At 48.2% G+C, this 16003-nt stretch carries 18 protein-coding genes and 2 tRNA genes; 13 read left to right on the top strand and 7 right to left on the bottom strand.

Going from position 1 to position 16003, the window contains the following annotated elements:
* Nucleotide 1: 1 nt before the first annotated feature.
* The 3 genes from uvrY to AC566Q_RS11805 form a co-directional block, all read right to left on the bottom strand.
* Nucleotides 2-640, bottom strand: a complete 639-nt coding sequence (gene uvrY / locus AC566Q_RS11815; protein WP_105934399.1) for a UvrY/SirA/GacA family response regulator transcription factor — start codon at nucleotides 638-640, stop codon at nucleotides 2-4.
* Between the two features lie 241 nt (nucleotides 641-881).
* A complete protein-coding gene (locus AC566Q_RS11810) occupies nucleotides 882-1412 on the bottom strand; it encodes a hypothetical protein (protein ID WP_499616927.1) in 531 nt (176 codons plus the stop codon).
* Nucleotides 1413-1596: 184 nt separating this feature from the next.
* Nucleotides 1597-2145 carry an MreC domain-containing protein gene (locus AC566Q_RS11805; RefSeq protein ID WP_499616924.1) on the bottom strand — a complete coding sequence of 183 codons (549 nt, stop codon included), beginning with the start codon at nucleotides 2143-2145 and terminating at the stop codon, nucleotides 1597-1599.
* Nucleotides 2146-2404: 259 nt separating this feature from the next.
* Here AC566Q_RS11805 and AC566Q_RS11800 point away from each other — a divergent pair, with 259 nt between their 5' ends.
* The 7 genes from AC566Q_RS11800 (at nucleotide 2405) to AC566Q_RS11770 (ending at nucleotide 9008) form a co-directional block, all read left to right on the top strand.
* Entirely contained in the window at nucleotides 2405-2656 is a 252-nt protein-coding gene (locus AC566Q_RS11800; protein ID WP_499616921.1) for a hypothetical protein, read from the top strand.
* Nucleotides 2657-3530: 874 nt separating this feature from the next.
* The gene (locus tag AC566Q_RS11795) at nucleotides 3531-4064 is read left to right on the top strand and encodes a hypothetical protein (protein WP_499616919.1); all 534 of its coding nucleotides are present in this window, start codon (nucleotides 3531-3533) and stop codon (nucleotides 4062-4064) included.
* Nucleotides 4061-4429: a hypothetical protein gene (locus AC566Q_RS11790; RefSeq protein WP_499616916.1), complete on the top strand. Its 369-nt coding sequence runs from the start codon at nucleotides 4061-4063 to the stop codon at nucleotides 4427-4429. The genes AC566Q_RS11795 and AC566Q_RS11790 overlap by 4 nt, the downstream gene beginning before the upstream one ends.
* Nucleotides 4430-4570: 141 nt before the next feature.
* Entirely contained in the window at nucleotides 4571-5611 is a 1041-nt protein-coding gene (locus AC566Q_RS11785) for a phage major capsid family protein (protein ID WP_499616913.1), read from the top strand.
* A gap of 69 nt (nucleotides 5612-5680) precedes the next feature.
* Nucleotides 5681-6055, top strand: a complete 375-nt coding sequence (locus tag AC566Q_RS11780) for a hypothetical protein (RefSeq protein WP_499616910.1) — start codon at nucleotides 5681-5683, stop codon at nucleotides 6053-6055.
* A 1226-nt stretch (nucleotides 6056-7281) separates the two neighbouring features.
* The gene (locus AC566Q_RS11775; protein WP_499616907.1) at nucleotides 7282-7692 is read left to right on the top strand and encodes a hypothetical protein; all 411 of its coding nucleotides are present in this window, start codon (nucleotides 7282-7284) and stop codon (nucleotides 7690-7692) included.
* Between the two features lie 296 nt (nucleotides 7693-7988).
* A complete protein-coding gene (locus AC566Q_RS11770; RefSeq protein WP_499616904.1) occupies nucleotides 7989-9008 on the top strand; it encodes a DUF2806 domain-containing protein in 1020 nt (339 codons plus the stop codon).
* A 14-nt stretch (nucleotides 9009-9022) separates the two neighbouring features.
* On the opposite strand, the gene AC566Q_RS11765 is transcribed toward AC566Q_RS11770, so the two are convergent.
* A complete protein-coding gene (locus AC566Q_RS11765) occupies nucleotides 9023-10738 on the bottom strand; it encodes a DUF6538 domain-containing protein (RefSeq protein ID WP_499616901.1) in 1716 nt (571 codons plus the stop codon).
* Nucleotides 10739-10834: 96 nt separating this feature from the next.
* Nucleotides 10835-10926: transfer RNA gene (locus AC566Q_RS11760), tRNA-Ser, on the bottom strand.
* A gap of 260 nt (nucleotides 10927-11186) precedes the next feature.
* Between AC566Q_RS11760 and AC566Q_RS11755 the strand changes: the two genes are divergently transcribed.
* The gene (locus tag AC566Q_RS11755; RefSeq protein WP_499616898.1) at nucleotides 11187-11783 is read left to right on the top strand and encodes a hypothetical protein; all 597 of its coding nucleotides are present in this window, start codon (nucleotides 11187-11189) and stop codon (nucleotides 11781-11783) included.
* 475 nt (nucleotides 11784-12258) lie between these two features.
* Here AC566Q_RS11755 and AC566Q_RS11750 read toward each other — a convergent pair.
* A tRNA-Ser gene (locus tag AC566Q_RS11750) sits at nucleotides 12259-12350 on the bottom strand.
* Between the two features lie 244 nt (nucleotides 12351-12594).
* Here AC566Q_RS11750 and AC566Q_RS11745 point away from each other — a divergent pair.
* From AC566Q_RS11745 to AC566Q_RS11725, 5 genes are read left to right on the top strand one after another with little or no spacing between them, the layout of a single operon-like run.
* The gene (locus tag AC566Q_RS11745) at nucleotides 12595-13263 is read left to right on the top strand and encodes a Bax inhibitor-1/YccA family protein (protein ID WP_105935290.1); all 669 of its coding nucleotides are present in this window, start codon (nucleotides 12595-12597) and stop codon (nucleotides 13261-13263) included.
* A 51-nt stretch (nucleotides 13264-13314) separates the two neighbouring features.
* A complete protein-coding gene (tusD, locus tag AC566Q_RS11740) occupies nucleotides 13315-13704 on the top strand; it encodes a sulfurtransferase complex subunit TusD (RefSeq protein WP_105935289.1) in 390 nt (129 codons plus the stop codon).
* A complete protein-coding gene (locus AC566Q_RS11735) occupies nucleotides 13704-14063 on the top strand; it encodes a DsrE family protein (protein ID WP_499616893.1) in 360 nt (119 codons plus the stop codon). The genes tusD and AC566Q_RS11735 overlap by 1 nt, the downstream gene beginning before the upstream one ends.
* Nucleotides 14063-14326, top strand: coding sequence for a DsrH/TusB family sulfur metabolism protein (locus tag AC566Q_RS11730; RefSeq protein WP_105935287.1), 264 nt, complete (start codon nucleotides 14063-14065; stop codon nucleotides 14324-14326). The genes AC566Q_RS11735 and AC566Q_RS11730 overlap by 1 nt, the downstream gene beginning before the upstream one ends.
* Nucleotides 14323-14667, top strand: a complete 345-nt coding sequence (locus AC566Q_RS11725) for a TusE/DsrC/DsvC family sulfur relay protein (RefSeq protein WP_296045951.1) — start codon at nucleotides 14323-14325, stop codon at nucleotides 14665-14667. The genes AC566Q_RS11730 and AC566Q_RS11725 overlap by 4 nt, the downstream gene beginning before the upstream one ends.
* A gap of 40 nt (nucleotides 14668-14707) precedes the next feature.
* Here the strand turns inward: AC566Q_RS11725 and serS are convergent, their stop codons facing one another.
* A complete protein-coding gene (gene serS, locus AC566Q_RS11720; protein ID WP_296045948.1) occupies nucleotides 14708-15997 on the bottom strand; it encodes a serine--tRNA ligase in 1290 nt (429 codons plus the stop codon).
* Between the last annotated feature and the right edge of the window lie 6 nt (nucleotides 15998-16003).

Raw genomic sequence — 16003 nt, 5'->3', positions numbered from 1 at the left:
ACTACGACAGTTCAATAAGCTTATGGCGCAATGCCAGGTGGGTTAGCTCAACGTCGGTGCTGATTTCAAGTTTATCGAACAAGCGATAACGATACGTGTTTACTGTCTTCGCGGCAATATGCAATTGTTCAGCAATATCCGGCACCTTCTGACCACGGGTAATGCGAATGGCAATATCCAGCTCTCGTCCCGACAAGTCACTAAAAGGGTTATCGTTGTCTGGCGATAACTTGCTCATTGCGATGCGCTGGGCGATCTCCGGGCTCAGGTATTTCTGACCAGAGGCCACTTTGTAAATCGCGTTGATCATCTCATCCGGCTCAGCGTCTTTGGTTAAAAAACCAAACGCCCCCGCCTGTATTACCTGAGATGGAATTGGATCTTCTTTTTGCATGGAAAGGCCAATTACTTTAATGCTCTCACCAATGCGCAAAATTTGGCGTGTGGCTTCAAGACCACCAATGCCCGGCATATTTAAATCCATTAATACAACGTCAGGCGCAAGCTTCCTGCAGTTCTTTACGGCTGATTCACCATCTTTTGCTTCACATACAACAGAAAAGTCGGCGACATCCTCAAGAATACGTCTGATACCCGTTCTCACCAGGTCATGATCATCTACTAGCGCTATCTTGATCATGTATTACTCACTTCGGCTGTTTTAGTCATTATTTATGAAAGGTGTCCTGTACCCCGCTCGTCTCTCACTTATTAAACGAGCAATTGCACCTTTTCCTGTGCCAATACAGCGCATATTAATCAAAAATACGGGTAAAGGTAAGCCTAAATGAATGTTAATTTAGCGGCATGGGTATAAATCAGACAATAAACCCGCGCTGTCAGCCCTCACTTTAAACACGACAGCGCGTCTTCGGCGATATTTAATCCAGCAAAGACCCGTAATATTCCGGTTGCCAGTCATTATCATCATATATATACAAGGCCTGGGAGACGGTTTCATTGGTTGCCGATAACCTTAAGTGTTGCCGGCCAGCTGAGGCCGGGTAAATCACACTGCAGGCAAGATTCTGGTAAACGTGATCGACCTGAGGCAGCAGAGCCAGTGAATTGCCTTCACGACTTTGATTAGTCAGGCTAATGGCGACCTTACCTGAACCATAATGTGTGCCAGTCACAATGCCCCGGCTTGCGGCCCCTGTGACCAACGTGAAGCCGCTGCTGGCCGATATTTCCGCCGCTAGCACGTGTAATGGCTCTCCGGCTTGGTCAAACTGCCAGCTAAGTAAGCTTTTATCGTTTTCGCCAACCACCCCATCCCACTGAAAATAAAGCTCCCGCCGCCAACGGCTATTACTGCACAACTTATTCGCAGCGAAAGCCGGCGTATTTAGCTTTTTAGAAATGAATTGAAAGTTTGGATAGTGAAAGCAGCTTTCCTGTCGATTTGTCAAACCCCACAGTCAGCCGTATCGCTTTTCTAAAGGCAATAAAAAACCCGCAACATGTGCGGGTTTCTTAAATTTGGCGGAGAGTGAGGGATTCGAACCCCCGGAACTACAACCTATCGACAAACCTAAATTAATACAACAACTTAAAGATAGCGCCTTTTGGAGAAATGTACCAGTTTTTTGTACCTTAAGTTAATTCATCCATTTGACTAACCAAACCATTTAATTTTTCTTCTAACTTGAAGATAGCATTCTTCTGCTTTATTCGACTATTGTTGTCCGTTGAATTTGCATAAGACCACTTCATATTATCGAGTTTCCCCTTCAAAAATCTGAATTCCATATCGAACCTTTGGTATTTAAGTTCCTTATTCCTAAGTACCACTTGTTCAGCCTGAATTCTATTTTGTTCCACAAGCTCTCCCCGAGACTCCTTCATCTCTTTCCTTTGAGCTGCAAGCTCTTTACGCTGCATCTCAAGTTCCTGTCTTTGCATAATCATAGTGTAAATAAGACCCGCAAAGGCTAACCCACTGAATAGCGCATTGACGGCCCCGAAGGCATCACCATTGGACGCTCTTGAGGACAGACTCGGGACCCACAAAGGATAAATGAAGGCATTAAACAACCAGAAAGTAACGACGAGAGCAGCCCCACGCCAGAACCATTTAAACCTGTAGTACCACCGTAGCTTGCTAATTGTTCGTCTACGGCCCCACTTAATCTTTGAACGCATAACGTCTCCCTGTCTAAAAGATGACCAAAAGGTCTCTCCCTCCGGCCTACAACTAAAATTATTTTCTTACGTATACAAGGGATATTACACCACAGGATTGAGGACGTCTTCCATTGAGTTAAAGCCTCCAAGACCTCAGCTAAAGGGCTCCGTCCCACTAGTGGAACAATCCCACGAATGGGACTTAATTTAATGATTTACAACAGGTTTAACCCCATCTTAGGATGTCTCCCGAGTTCAACCACAAGGAGCAAACACAATGAACTTTAACGAGCCTGTAGTCTTCTGTGAGAAGCAATGCGCCGCCGCCAATTACCCTGAGGACCTCATCCCTGATTTCCTGTGGGCAGCGGCCCCACAAGACCTCTTCAATGTCACTGTGAACAACGTTCTTAAGTACCAATGGGATGAAGTTACCGACCCGGAGACGATCGCCGAGACAATCCGAGAGTGGCGTCCTTTCATTATCGTTGGGGCAGACTTCTATGCCGGTAAGAAGCTGAGTCACTGAGATGTCGTGAGGCCTCGTCTTTAGGGGCCTCCGTCAAAGTCCCCCCATATAGGAAAAAGAAACAAGAAAGCCATTAGAACAAACCCTTATAGAATGCGGCTTCCGTGGCTCTCGCTCCATATAGGAGAAAAGACATACCTCCCCTTCGCTTCCTCCTTGTCTGATAAGGCTTCCGTAACACTCCCCCCATATAGGAGAAAGGACACATCGACACAGGGACCAGTTGACCAACTTCTTCGAGCAGAGAGTCGCGGATTATTCCGTCTCGAATATGTCCGGTGAGTGGGTTTATCCGGCCTAAAAAGGGCCGATCCGGGGAATCGCTGAAACCCTTATAGAATGCGGCCTCCGTCAAAGTCCCCTCATATAGGAGAAAGAACATTCGACGAAGTGGACCCTTAGGACAGTCTTAAGGATAGTCCTTAGGACAACCCCCTAGGACATCTTAAGGAGTCCGTCTCTTTCTTCCTCGTCGAGTGGAACGAGTCCTCCCGCTCCAAAGGAACCTTAAGGGCAAACCCTTACAGAATAGGCCCTACAGATTTGTCCCCTCAAACATGAAGAAGAGACGCAGTGAACCTAAAAGCCGCCCCTTACAGAATGCGGCCTCCGTCAAAGTCGCTCCGTATAGGAGAAAGGACACAGAACGATTTCAATCCTAACGACACCCCACGAGGTCCACTCCTGCCTACGTGGTCGTTAGGCCCAAGTCCCGACGTCAGACTTACCGAACCGTCTTGTAGGTAAGCCGTCGGGCAATCCTATTCCATTAGTTCCTGCGCAAAGTGGATAACTTTGGACGTCCTCCGGGGCGTCCCCCCCTTTTTGCAAACTCGCTGAACACCTTTTAACCACCACATAAGGAATCAACACCATGACCACAGAACGACAACTACGTAAGCACTACGGCACGACTCGACGCCGGGTAATGCTATGCGCCGACAAGCAAACCGAGAGCTTCATTCTGGAAGCTCAGGAGCGCCTTACGGAGCTTACCGGGGCGAAGCCTAGCCTGTCTGTCGCTATGACTTATCTCATTAAAGAAGGCCACAACCTCAAACCACGAACCCAAGGAGTAAACCCAATGGACACCAAAGCTCGTTTTGAAGACCTCAAGGCAATGATCTTTATCACCCTATGGTCTGGACCTAACGGAGAACAGTTCCTCGTTAATACGCTTAAGGAGAACAACACTTATTTTGTGTTGATAGGCACCCACCTTGAAGACCGCCTCCCGAACTTAGACCACGTCTTCGAGTGCGGTCGTATCTGGCCTAATGATGTTCCCAAGGGCTGGACCATGACGGAGATCGATAACCCTTTCGTCTACACCGCTGTTTACAACGCCATCAATAAGGAACGCTGGCCCGCAGAGGTAGCAGAGATCCTTAAGGAGACAGCCGAATGAAGAAACGTTATGTCGTGGGGACAGACCTTAAGCCAGCTCCTCCTCTGTTGAGCTTCAAGGAGGGTAAATTAAATTCCCCGGCCCCTAATCTGGCTCCTTGTATGAGTACGCCCTCAGAAGAGGCTTTAAAAGAAGTCATTAGAGACATCCAGTATATCTCCGGGAAGAAAGTCTCTCCCATTATTGCCATAGAGGCCCTGCTCCATTACTGGATTTTAGAGACAAAAAGACGCTCTAGAACAGAGGTCGCCTTGCAACTAAACGCCGGGAGACTTTTAGCTCACAAGCGAAGAGCAACCAAACAGAAAGAAGAACGGGAAGACTATGAAGCCCTTGCAGAACGTCTCCTCGACGCCCTCCATTAACTGTAACGAATCCCCCGGCTTAGGTGGGTTAGCTTTGCGTCCTTAAGACCCTCTCACGGACCCTAGTGAATAATAACCTTAGCCACCTCCCGAGCCACTTCCTAACGGCTCAACCTCAACATAACTAAAGGAAATTGCGCAATGCAACTAAACACCATTATGAACCGTAACTTTCAGGATCTTATCGCCAACGCTCAACCAGAGAAGGTCCCAACGTTCGACAAACAGACCGAAGCCTTTAAGGGTTTCCGTTATTCGACGCCTTCAACGCTTAAGGTCTCACTGGACGACGCTATCGCCACTAAGGACGAGCTTAACGGCCTTCCTGTTGCCGCCCGAGCGGCCCTAAGACGTGACTTGACGACCACAAATAGTCCTGACTTAGTGAACGCCTCAAAGCCCAATACAGCGACGTGGAAACACATGATCTTAGCCTCAGGGATCCTCGCGAAAGCCGGCGTGTCATTCGATACGAGCGGGTACTTCGAGGGGACTCCTTATTTCCCTGGCTTCGATTCCCACTTCCAGACGACATGGTTAGGAGAGAACGCTGAGCTACCGGAACAGACAGCCGCAACGGTCGCCTTCCCTTACTCAATCCATACGGTCGGAGCCTTCTCGATTGCCTCAAGACGATTCCTTAAATTGGCCCCTCAGGCCCTCCCACAGGTTAAGATCGCTCAGTCTATCGCTATCCGGAATGCTGTAGAGCAGGCCCTGATTAATGGCGATAAGGCAGTCGATACGAACCAACCGGACGGCCTCGTAAAGCAGGTAGTCGATCAGGTCTTATCCGGGGCCTCGAAGACTGGCCTTGTAATCCTTGGGGATGCCCTTGAGGTCCTCGAAGGTAATGGACTAGCTAAGGAAGATGTTTCTGTCTTAATGGCTCCGGATGTCGCCAAGAAGTTCCGCCTTGAGACCGGCGCAAAGACTCACCCGGCCTTAAGCCTACAGACCAATAAGATGTTGGTCTCAAAATTCATGCCCTCAGGCACTCTTATTGCGGGACGGTATGCCGACTATCAGGCAGTCACAGGATCGGACATTGAGTTCTTAGCTCATACGTACACACCCGAAGGCGTCCCGGAGACTGGCTCCACAAGAATCCGTTCTCTTTTCGACGTGGACGCTAAAGTCCTGAATCAAGAGAGCTTCGTTAAGGTGACAGGGATCGCCTAATAGGTCCGATCCAAAAGACTAGCCCCGGGGGAGACCTCGGGGTTCCCAGACTAAAAGGAGTAATCAACAATGAAAATCTTTAAGAAAACCGACAAGCAGTCCCGAAGCCCTGCCCTTGAGCTGGCAATAAGTGAGGCTAAGGGAGCCTTTGTGACCCTAAGACACGGCGATGCGGATGAAGACCGTAAGGCCGGAGACATAGGAGTGAGGGTCGTAATTTGTGACTTCGGTAATTATCAACCGTTTGTCCTCAAGAAGCAGACTAAAGACTGGCTCCAAAGGACCTACGATTTATCCGAAAACGAGGCTATAGGCGTCTACCGAATCCTTCTCGGTAAGGCAAAGGAACAGATACGGGACCTTGAGGAGAGCCAAAGACACACCTCGAACTTAGGGGCGAACTTTAAGTCGCTCTCAGACCAGTTTCGGGATATTCGCTGGTAGTCTTTAAGTCCCTTCCTGTCGTCTTTAGGACGCTCCTTAAGGAAGGGCTGTTTACTAAGCAGAATTAACAGCCAATCCAAGGACACCTTATCGACTCACCTTCGAGGCTGAATCTTTAGGACATTGAGGTCGCCCCTCGAAGCCTCGTCTTAAAGACAGCCTCAACGATCCCCTTACTTATACCAGACAAAAAGGATCCGGGGTCTTTAGCTCTCATTGGGACCCGTCTTTAGGACTCTCTTTATATTACATCATAAATTAATCGATGGTCTTAAAGGCCCCTTTTGGACTACCCCTTATGACTCTCTTTATATTACCTAATAAAATACCTATGACCTTTTCACAGTTAGACTTCGTTGATCTTTTCGATGACGAGCCGGACCTTATGGCCTCCGATCCGGGGCCTCCAATGAGAACCCGAGGACGACCTCCGTTAACCGTAAGAAACCCGCTCGATCTTGTACCTGAGACAACCTACATGGACGAAGACGGACGTCCTTTGATCTGGCTTGACGACATACTCACCGGAGCCATTAGGGCCATTGGAGAACGAGACCAGAGGGCAACGACAAAGAGTCCCTATGTCAGCTTAATGAAGGTCGTTAGGGTCCTTAACGCCTTACCCGGAGACCTAACCCCGAAGCGGGTCTCAGCGGCCCTCGGCGTATCTCACCATAACGGCTGGCGAATAGTCTCCGTAATAGGCTTTGCGGCTCTCCATATCGAGCGAGCCTTAAAGTCCCACGCACGAACAATCAAATATACCCCCCCTACCTATGAAAATTACGACCCACGACCCACAAGACAAAACCTGTATCAGATGCAACACCACTAAGCCCCGCAAAGACTTTACCAAGGACAGCGCCCGTAAGGACGGCCTCTCGTCATATTGTCGCCAATGCTCAAGGGCAAAACAAAAGACCCCCGGGGCTATTGCCGCAAGGAGAGCTAACAGGCAACGCGAGGAAGTCCGACGGAAACGAGCCGAAGACGAAGCTATGCGCCGTTATGTCGAGACTCACGGGAGCCTTGAGGGCTTCACCTTCGAGTACAAACCAAAGGAGGAGATCCAGAGGGACGCCGCACAGAGAGCCAAAGACGAGGCCCTTCGCCGGTCCAAGCGAGCAGAACAACGGAGGAAACTCGTTGCGGCTAAGCCTTGGCTGTCTTCTGCATTGACTAAGGCCGAGTCCTATCGCCTCCGATACAAATTAGATCCGGTCTTCATGCTAAGAGAACGGCTTAAACGACAAATCGCAAAGAAACTGGAGAAGGATCGCCCTGAGGAAAAACCCTCATTGAATGGCTTTGAGGACATTCTTGAAGCCTCCCCCGGGGTACTTAAATTTGAGTCCTCTTGCGCCGTGGAGCGGATCCTCGGCTACCCCTTGGATGCCCTCTTTCAATCCCTAACCTCACAGTTTGAAAGTGGGATGAGCGTCGAGGTCCCGTCTTCATGGCAAATAGACCATAAGATCCCGCAACGAGTCTTCAACCTTAGCGATCCAGCCGAAGCGCGAGACTGTTGGGCAATCGACAATTTGCAGCCGTTAAGGCCCTCGGAGAACAGCCGAAAAGCGCATACCCTCGACCGGGTCATTGCGTCCAACTTCAAGAAAGAAGTCTCGGGAATTTAGTCCCCCGGAGGTCCGAAAGATAGCCCCGAAGAGTAGCCCACAGACCCCACCTGAGGGCCTCTCCTCGCCGCTAAAGCATCTTATCGAGTTCAACAAGAACGCGGCACACACGCGCATCTAGGTAGAGTCTCGCGGGTCCTTTGGAGGCTTGATCCCGGAGGGTAATTCGCACCCCGCTGTTTCATTTCTGGCAGGGATCTTGAGGGGCTTATTATTATTACCCATAGGATACACTTGCTAACCAATGCATGCCCTAATATCATCGATAAATCTATTAAGGAAAAATAGGATTACAAATGGAAGCGCCTGGCGAACAATTTTTGATGAAAATGTGGGATACGCTTATTGATAAAGGTATAGGAGGACTTCTTGAGCCATATCAGATAAAGCGATTGTCTAAAGCTAGGGCAGAAGCAAAAAAAGACGAGTTATTACTAATTGCAAAAGCAGAAAAGCAAGTCGAACTTATCAAAAGTGGCAGTGATGATTCAATTTATCTACTAGGAACTGAAAAACGAGTTGAACCTTACATCGGCGAGTTATCCACCATAGATATTTGCAGAAAAACGGAAACCTTAGAACAAATTAGAAAAGAGGTTAATGTTGCAAAGGCGATTGTAGTCGCTGAAGACGAACTTTGTGACGATAAAGCTCCACCGAATGACGACCCATTGAATGATGATTGGATTTATACGTGGCGAGATAACGCAGGTAAAGTATCCGATGAAGAACTACAAACCTTGTGGGGGAAAGTATTAGCCGGTGAAATTAAACAACCCGGTACATTTTCAGTTAGAACATTAGAATTTCTTAAATGTTTATCTAAAGAAGAAGCAAAAGTCATCGAAACGGTTTCGAGGTTTATCCTGAAAGGAAGCATTTTTTGGGAACATAAAGACCTCATCTTGGAAAGGTCAGGCCTAAACTTTGTAGACCTTCTAAACCTCGAAGAGCTCAACGTATTGAGTGGAGTCGCCGCAGGGTCGCTCACAACATCCTGCAATTCACTAGAAACCGATAGATACATATACGTTGCTAACAGCCTCAATGATCGTGCTGTAGTTCTGCAGTGTGCTGACCCAAACTTTATATTCAAACAACGAACATCAGTCCTTGCTGCTACAAGACTTGGCCATGAATTATTTAAATTAGGTAATTTTCAAGTTGATGAAACTTACTTATTAGCGGTTGCTAGATCATTCAAAACAAAGGGTGTAGACAAGGTGTTCATAGCATCTGTTGTGAGAGTTCAGGATGGTATTGAATTTGAGCTACCAGTAGAGGTAGCGCCAAATCAGCCCAACGCTATCTGGTAAAACACTTAACCAAACTAGTCTAATGACCTTATTGATAAAGACTCCACCCTATCGATCGTCTCCTTACGAGCCGCCATACCGACGCCCCCATAGCCTGCCCCTTCGTTCGCTGGTCCGTGGCCTGTTATGCGGTCGCTCGTACTATCCGGGACGCCTAGCTCCCTAAGCTCCGACTTAATGGTGTGGCGGAACTCATGGGCCGGGGCCTTAGGATCAACTCCTTGACCCCTTACGATATCCCCCCACCATGTACTGAGGACGCTTGTGGTCTTACCGTATTTGTTCGTATTGGGGACCTCGTCGAACAATCTTTGAGTCGTCGTCCCTTGGACATACTCAAGGAAGCCCAGGTCAATCAGGTGATGATGGATCGGCACATAACGAACCGAACTATTGTTCTTAAGGGACTGACCTTCCCCACGTCTGAAGTTAAAACACCAGACGCCGTCCTTCTGCATAATGTCAGCCGTTAAGAGCTGTCCCACTTCGTTAAGACGAGCCCCAGTGTAACGACAGATAAGGGGGATCCAGTAAGACGCCCACCCGTGGCGCTTGTGTGCCTTGGGGTCATTAAATATCGGGTGACTAAAGATCTTAGTGAGTTCGTCCTTCGTGTAGCCCCTTTGGAGTTCGTCAGCGTCGACTACCTGCTTCGAGCTTGGCTTCTTGACCTTCATCGCCGGGTTATAGTCGATATGCTCAGCCTCGACGGCATAGCTTAGGATCGTCGTTATGTGCTTAAGGTTGTTCTTAACGGTCGCCGGGCTAATACACTCAAGGTCATACTTTTTGGCGTACTCGATCTGTTGCTCTACCGATAAGGAGCGGATCTCCGGGAGCTTCTTCTTCGGCATCTGTAACAACGTGTCCCGGAATCTCATAATGTCGGCGGCTTTAAGACCATCGACAGGAACGTCCCCAACGATATCAATAAGACGCTTAAAGCTGGACTCGTAGCTGTCGAGGGTCTTCATGCGACTAAGGTTCCCGGCGTGTTGTACGTCCTGAGAGGCCCTGTAGTCCTTCAACAACTGAGATAGGAGGATTCCCTTACCGCTGTCCTTTTTGCTTCCTGTGGACGCCCCTGAGCTTGTCTCAACGCTTAACTTACTGTCGGCAATCGACTTAGGCGGCATATAGGACCAATCGCTTAAGAGTCTGGCCTTACAGAGACCCTCAAGGCTGTACAGATAGCCGAAGAATTCCTTAGCTAACCAACGGTATTGGTCGGAGTCCTTAGGCACCGTTAAGACCTCCTCCCGGAGTTGCTCGTCGATAAACTCAGCCAATTGAGATGCGAGACGGTCCAATTCTTTACGGCTCGCCCTGTAAATGTCGCTCCCGTCGACGGTTAACCCTAGGGACGCCTCTTCGAATGATACGGAGCCGTTCTCGTGGACGACCTTCTTAACGAGTCCCACGTCCCCGGCCTTATCGTCAATCTCACGGACCATCCGCTCATACCAACGGGAAGCAATTATTGCCGCGTCTTTAGGGGTTAACGAAGAGTCAGGCCCTTTGGACAACCTTAGGCGGGCCATGTGGAACAGCTCGTCGGATTCGACAATATGAGGAACGATAAGCCGCTTAGCTTCGTTCGGATCTTTGGTTCCAAGGGATTTTTTAAGTAAGGAGCGCCCTACCGACTCTCTGAGGTCAGCAGGAACGGCGCGTCGAAAATAATAGACGCCAGTATAGGGATGTTTCCAAGGACTAGTCATAATTGGCATTTGTACCACCTCAATGTACCAGTCGACAAGAGGTAGTCCTTCTTCCAAGCCCTAGAAACGACGAGGCCCCGCGATTTGCGAGGCCTGTACAGAATATGGCGGAGAGTGAGGGATTCGAACCCCCGGAAGGTTTGACCCTTCGTCTGATTTCAAGTCAGGTGCATTCAACCGGACTCTGCCAACTCTCCTGAAGTGATGCGTATCATAATGATATTTTTGTGTCTGTAAAGGGAAACTTTAAGCAACCAAGCCATTTGCTTAGAAAACCGACACTACCGTTGGATTTTGTTTAGTTCTTCACCCACATTTCGCTTCGCAAACTCAGTTTTATCGGCCGCAACCAGTCCTCCTTCTGCGTGCGAACGCTTGAACCTTACCGCGCGCAGGCGTATAAACTTTTTATAAGTATTGCTTACTTATGCTAAGCACAAAATAAGGATCCTTTGCGTTGCCACACACGGAAGCGTCGCCCAGACTCATTATTCTTATTATCTTTTGTCTCTATCTGCCTTTTATGGAAAGCCTGCATGGCGCCACTCTTTGGGGATTAAACTGGCAATCGCCTGCCCTGATGGATGCAACAAAAGGTTATCTGAAATTAGTTAAACTAGTCATGGTTTTAGTGGCCGCTTATTTAATGGCCTTCAAATATCAGATTATGCAGAACACCATCAGGCATGGCGTTTTGCGAGCTGTCTTCGTTATCTCAACCTGGATGTTAGTGGTAGTGCAGATCCCAATGTTATTACTGGGTATTTTATTTGGCGAAGTATTAAGTGCTCCGGCTGACTACGTGCACCGCGAGCAAACATTTGGCAACGATACCGTTTATGTGTATACGTTCGATCCCGGTGCAATGGGAAAAGCCTATCACTATTTTTATATAAAATGCCCCGCGCCTCTGGGACGCTATCAGTTAAATATGGTATCGAGGCTAAACTGGATGCGAGATTTCAGTTTCACCCTGGATGGCGAGCAACTGTTAGTTAAAGAGCAAGATGGCGAAACTTTTGAGTTTACGATTACTGAACACCATTGCGATTAATATTGGGAAGGTGTAAAAGTCAGAGCGAACTTTATTTCAGGCAATAAAAAAACCCGCAACATGTGCGGGTTTCTTAAATGTGGCGGAGAGTGAGGGATTCATTCGCGCCGTCCATGGCGCTCACCCTTAATTAATCAAGGGCAGCCTGAAGGCTGTGCAAATCGACTATCCTATCGATTTGTCAAACCCCTCCCGGGGGTTCTCACCCTCACAGCCAGCCGTTTTGCTTTTCTAAAGGCAATAAAAAAAAACCCGCAACATGTGCGGGTTTCTTAAATGTGGCGGAGAGTGAGGGATTCATTCGCGCCGTCCATGGCGCTCACCCTTAATTAATCAAGGGCAGCCTGAAGGCTGTGCAAATCGACTATCCTATCGATTTGTCAAACCCCTCCCAGGGGTTCTCACCCTCACAGTCAGCCGTTTTGCTTTTCTAAAGGCAATAAAAAACCCGCAACGTGTGCGGGTTTCTTAAATATGGCGGAGAGTGAGGGATTCGAACCCCCGGAAGGTTTGACCCTTCGCCTGATTTCAAGTCAGGTGCATTCAACCGGACTCTGCCAACTCTCCTGAAGTGATGCGAATCTTAATGAAATTTTTATGACTGTAAAGGGTTAATTTTTAAAAAACGAATTGTTTGCCTGAGTTTTAAGCAAAAATGCGATTATTTCGCTAATGCCAACAAAAAAAACCATAAATTCACCCCGGTGATAGCTTTTACCTATTGAAAAACGGAACTAAAACCCATACAAATGCACTAAACTATAACGTAATATGGTTTTGTTTAATTCTGCCTGTCCTATTGGAGGAAACAATGGATAATCGTTCGGTGTATACTAGCGCATCAAGGCCTTCGGTTTTAGAAACCAATAAGGTTTTGCGTAATACTTACATGTTGTTAGCCATGACACTGTTGTTCAGTGCCGTGTGTGCTGGTGTCACTATGGCTATTGGCATTTCACCCATCACGTCACTGGTTATGACAATCGGTGCGTTCATTACACTTTTTGTTGTACACAAGAAAGCAGATTCTGCCTCAGGTATTTACTGGATCTTTGCTTTCACTGGCCTGCTGGGCGGCTCTCTGGGCTATATGCTTAGCTTTTATGCTTCTATCCCTGGTGGCCCTGCCCTGATTGCACAGGCGCTTGGCGGTACTGCATTAATTTTCTTTGCACTATCTGCTTATGTACTTACCACTAAAAAAGATTTCTCTTTCATGGGTGGTTTTCTGTTCGTAGGTATGATGGTGGTAGTTGTTGCGGCGATTGCAAACATCTTCTTCTCGGTACCGGCGGTACACCTGGCCATTAACGCGGCTATCGTGTTCCTGATGTCTGGTTTCATTCTGTTTGATACCAGCCGTATTATCCACGGCGGTGAAACCAACTACATTCGTGCCACAGTGGGTTTGTACCTGAACATCTACAACCTGTTTGTATCCCTGCTGCAACTGCTGGGTGCATTCGGTGGCGATGATTAATCGGCACTGCACGTTTTGAGAAAACACCCCGTTAAGGGGTGTTTTTGTTTTATGCAACGAATTTCAGTACTAATCACCAGTTCTCCCGAATCACTAACCGCTTGTCTGGATGCGGTGGCCTTTTGCCGTGCCGCCATCGATGAGGGCCAGAGTATCGATCAAATCTTCTTTTACCAGGCCGGCGTTTATCATGCCAACGGGCTCATGGATGCTTCTGCGAATGAAGTTGATTTAACTAAAGCGTGGCAAAGTCTGGCTGCAGAGCATGCTATTCCATTATTGGTTTGTGTCGGGGCTGCCAGTAAACGGGGAGTGGTGGATGCCGAACAGGCCACGCAAGCGGGCTTACCTCAGCACAATTTGTTTGAACCCTTTAAACAAGTGGGCCTGGGCGAATTTTTCACATTACTGCACAATTCCACAAAACTGGTGCAATTTTAATGGCAACTATCACCGTTTTATTAACCCAGGCGCCCTACGCTTCTCAACAAGCGGCAGACGGAATCGAGTTTGCTCTGGCGTCAACCAATTACGGCCACGAATGCCAGGTAGTATTCAGCGGTAAAGGAATACTACAGCTACTAGCAAACCAGCAACCGGCTCTGCGCAAGAATCAATTAAAACAGGCACGGGTATTACCTTTTTACGATATCGAGCCGGTATACGTTTGTCAGGCGTCGTTAACCGCATTACAGCTGACCGTTGCCGATTTGGGTATCGATGAGGATGACCTGGAATTACTCGATGCCAGCGCACTTCGCCAGTTATTAACCCAATCTGAACACACGGTAACTTTTTAATGCTTGTACGTTATGCTTCGTTTCATCCTGATAGCAGCGCAGAGGCTATATTAAAAAGCCTCACAGCAACCGATGTGGTAGTGTGTTGTGGCGACGGTGTGTATGCGTTTAATGCGCTTCGCCGTACTTATCCGGAATTATCAATAGTGGCCATGGCAAACGATTGTGCCGAACGAGGTGTGGCTATAGAAGCTACCGTGTCATCTGGTAAACTCTGCCAACTTCATCATCAACATCAGCAGTGGATTAACATCTTACCATGAGCGACAACTTTCAGTTTGAATGGCAGGGTCAGTCCTACGCCACCGATAAACTCGGCTACCTGTTAGATTACAAGCAGTGGCAACAGGAGATGGTGCCGTTGTTAGCCGAACAGGAAGGCATTGAGCTGACCGAGGCGCATTGGGAAGTCGTGTTATTTGTGCGGGAATTCTATCTGGAATATGAAACCAGCCCGGCCATACGAGCGCTGGTCAAGGCGATGGCTGCCAAGTACGGACCGGAAAAAGGCAATAGCCGCTATCTGCAACGCCTGTTCCCTAAAGGGCCCGCCAAACAGGCCACAAAGCTGGCCGGCCTGCCAAAGCCTAAAAAGTGCTTATAAAAAAGGCCGCTGATTAGCGGCCTTTTGGTATCACTACGTTTTACTTTATTTCGGTAACGCCACCCATGTAACCTACCAGCGCTTCCGGAATTTTTACCGAGCCATCGGCTTGCTGATAGTTTTCTAAGATAGCAACCAGCGTACGTCCCACTGCTAAGCCAGAACCATTCAGGGTATGCAGTAATTCAGGCTTGTTGGTTTCGGGATTACGATAACGAGCCTGCATACGGCGCGCCTGGAAGTCCAGCATATTTGAGCAAGATGAGATCTCACGATAGGTATTCTGTGCTGGTAACCACACTTCTAAATCGTAAGTTTTGCATGAACCAAAGCCCATATCACCGGTACACAGCAGTACTTTACGGTATGGCAGTCCCAGCTTTTGCAGGATCATTTCGGCGTGGCCAGTCAGCTCCTCCAGTGCGTTAAAGCTGTCTTCCGGTTTTACCAACTGAACCATTTCGACTTTATCAAACTGGTGCTGACGAATAAGGCCACGAGTGTCACGGCCATAGCTACCCGCTTCACTGCGAAAACAAGGTGTATGCGCAGTCATTTTAATCGGTAGTTCTTTGGCAGGGAAAATTTCATCACGGGCCAAATTAGTTAACGGTACTTCGGCAGTTGGGATCAGCGACAAGCCCTGCCCTTCTTCCGTTGCCGGTTTGGTATGAAACAGATCTTCACCAAATTTGGGTAACTGACCGGTGCCGTAAAGGCTGTCGGCATTGACCAGATACGGCACGTACATTTCGGTGTAACCGTGCTCAGCGGTGTGGGTATCCAGCATGAACTGAGCCAGTGCACGGTGTAAACGAGCGAACTTGTCACGCATTACCACAAAGCGGCTACCGGTAATCTTAACCGATGCTTCAAAATCGATACCTTTATTCAGGGCATCTGCAATGTCCACGTGATCTTTAACTTCAAAATCAAATGATGGGATCTCGCCCCATTGGCTTATTTCAACGTTTTCGGCTTCGTCTTTACCCACCGGTACGCTTTCGTGTGGCAGGTTAGGAATGCCTTGCATCAGAGCATTCACTTCAGCAAGTACTTCATCGAGCTCTACTTTGGCTGCATCCAGCTTATTGCCTAAATCAGACACTTCGGCCAGTAAAGGCGCTATATCTTCGCCTTGTGCTTTAGCTTTACCAATGGATTTACTTCGCGTGTTGCGTTCATTTTGCAAATCTTGGGTTTTGATTTGTAATGCCTTACGCTTTTCTTCCAGGGCATTAAAAGCGTCAACATCCAGGGTGAATCCCCGACTGGCCAGTCGTTCGGCCGTTGCTACGATGTCGCTGCGCAAACACTTTGCATCTAACATGTTCTT

This window comes from Alteromonas sp. H02 (assembly GCF_059682525.1).
Note: the sequence above shows the minus strand (reverse complement) of the source record. Positions and strands in the feature narration are given on the sequence as shown.

Excerpts from the sequence above, each read along its gene's own strand:
- AC566Q_RS11730 (WP_105935287.1), top strand. The coding sequence starts at position 14,063 with ATGCTTGTACGTTATGCTTCGTTTCATCCTGATAGCAGCGCAGAGGCT.
- AC566Q_RS11775 (WP_499616907.1), top strand. The coding sequence starts at position 7,282 with ATGCTAAGAGAACGGCTTAAACGACAAATCGCAAAGAAACTGGAGAAG.
- tusD (WP_105935289.1), top strand. The coding sequence starts at position 13,315 with ATGCAACGAATTTCAGTACTAATCACCAGTTCTCCCGAATCACTAACC.
- AC566Q_RS11780 (WP_499616910.1), top strand. The coding sequence starts at position 5,681 with ATGAAAATCTTTAAGAAAACCGACAAGCAGTCCCGAAGCCCTGCCCTT.
- AC566Q_RS11765 (WP_499616901.1), bottom strand. The coding sequence starts at position 10,738 with ATGCCAATTATGACTAGTCCTTGGAAACATCCCTATACTGGCGTCTAT.
- serS (WP_296045948.1), bottom strand. The coding sequence starts at position 15,997 with ATGTTAGATGCAAAGTGTTTGCGCAGCGACATCGTAGCAACGGCCGAA.
- AC566Q_RS11745 (WP_105935290.1), top strand. The coding sequence starts at position 12,595 with ATGGATAATCGTTCGGTGTATACTAGCGCATCAAGGCCTTCGGTTTTA.
- AC566Q_RS11725 (WP_296045951.1), top strand. The coding sequence starts at position 14,323 with ATGAGCGACAACTTTCAGTTTGAATGGCAGGGTCAGTCCTACGCCACC.
- AC566Q_RS11770 (WP_499616904.1), top strand. The coding sequence starts at position 7,989 with ATGGAAGCGCCTGGCGAACAATTTTTGATGAAAATGTGGGATACGCTT.
- AC566Q_RS11785 (WP_499616913.1), top strand. The coding sequence starts at position 4,571 with ATGCAACTAAACACCATTATGAACCGTAACTTTCAGGATCTTATCGCC.
- AC566Q_RS11805 (WP_499616924.1), bottom strand. The coding sequence starts at position 2,145 with ATGCGTTCAAAGATTAAGTGGGGCCGTAGACGAACAATTAGCAAGCTA.
- AC566Q_RS11795 (WP_499616919.1), top strand. The coding sequence starts at position 3,531 with ATGACCACAGAACGACAACTACGTAAGCACTACGGCACGACTCGACGC.
- AC566Q_RS11790 (WP_499616916.1), top strand. The coding sequence starts at position 4,061 with ATGAAGAAACGTTATGTCGTGGGGACAGACCTTAAGCCAGCTCCTCCT.
- uvrY (WP_105934399.1), bottom strand. The coding sequence starts at position 640 with ATGATCAAGATAGCGCTAGTAGATGATCATGACCTGGTGAGAACGGGT.
- AC566Q_RS11800 (WP_499616921.1), top strand. The coding sequence starts at position 2,405 with ATGAACTTTAACGAGCCTGTAGTCTTCTGTGAGAAGCAATGCGCCGCC.
- AC566Q_RS11735 (WP_499616893.1), top strand. The coding sequence starts at position 13,704 with ATGGCAACTATCACCGTTTTATTAACCCAGGCGCCCTACGCTTCTCAA.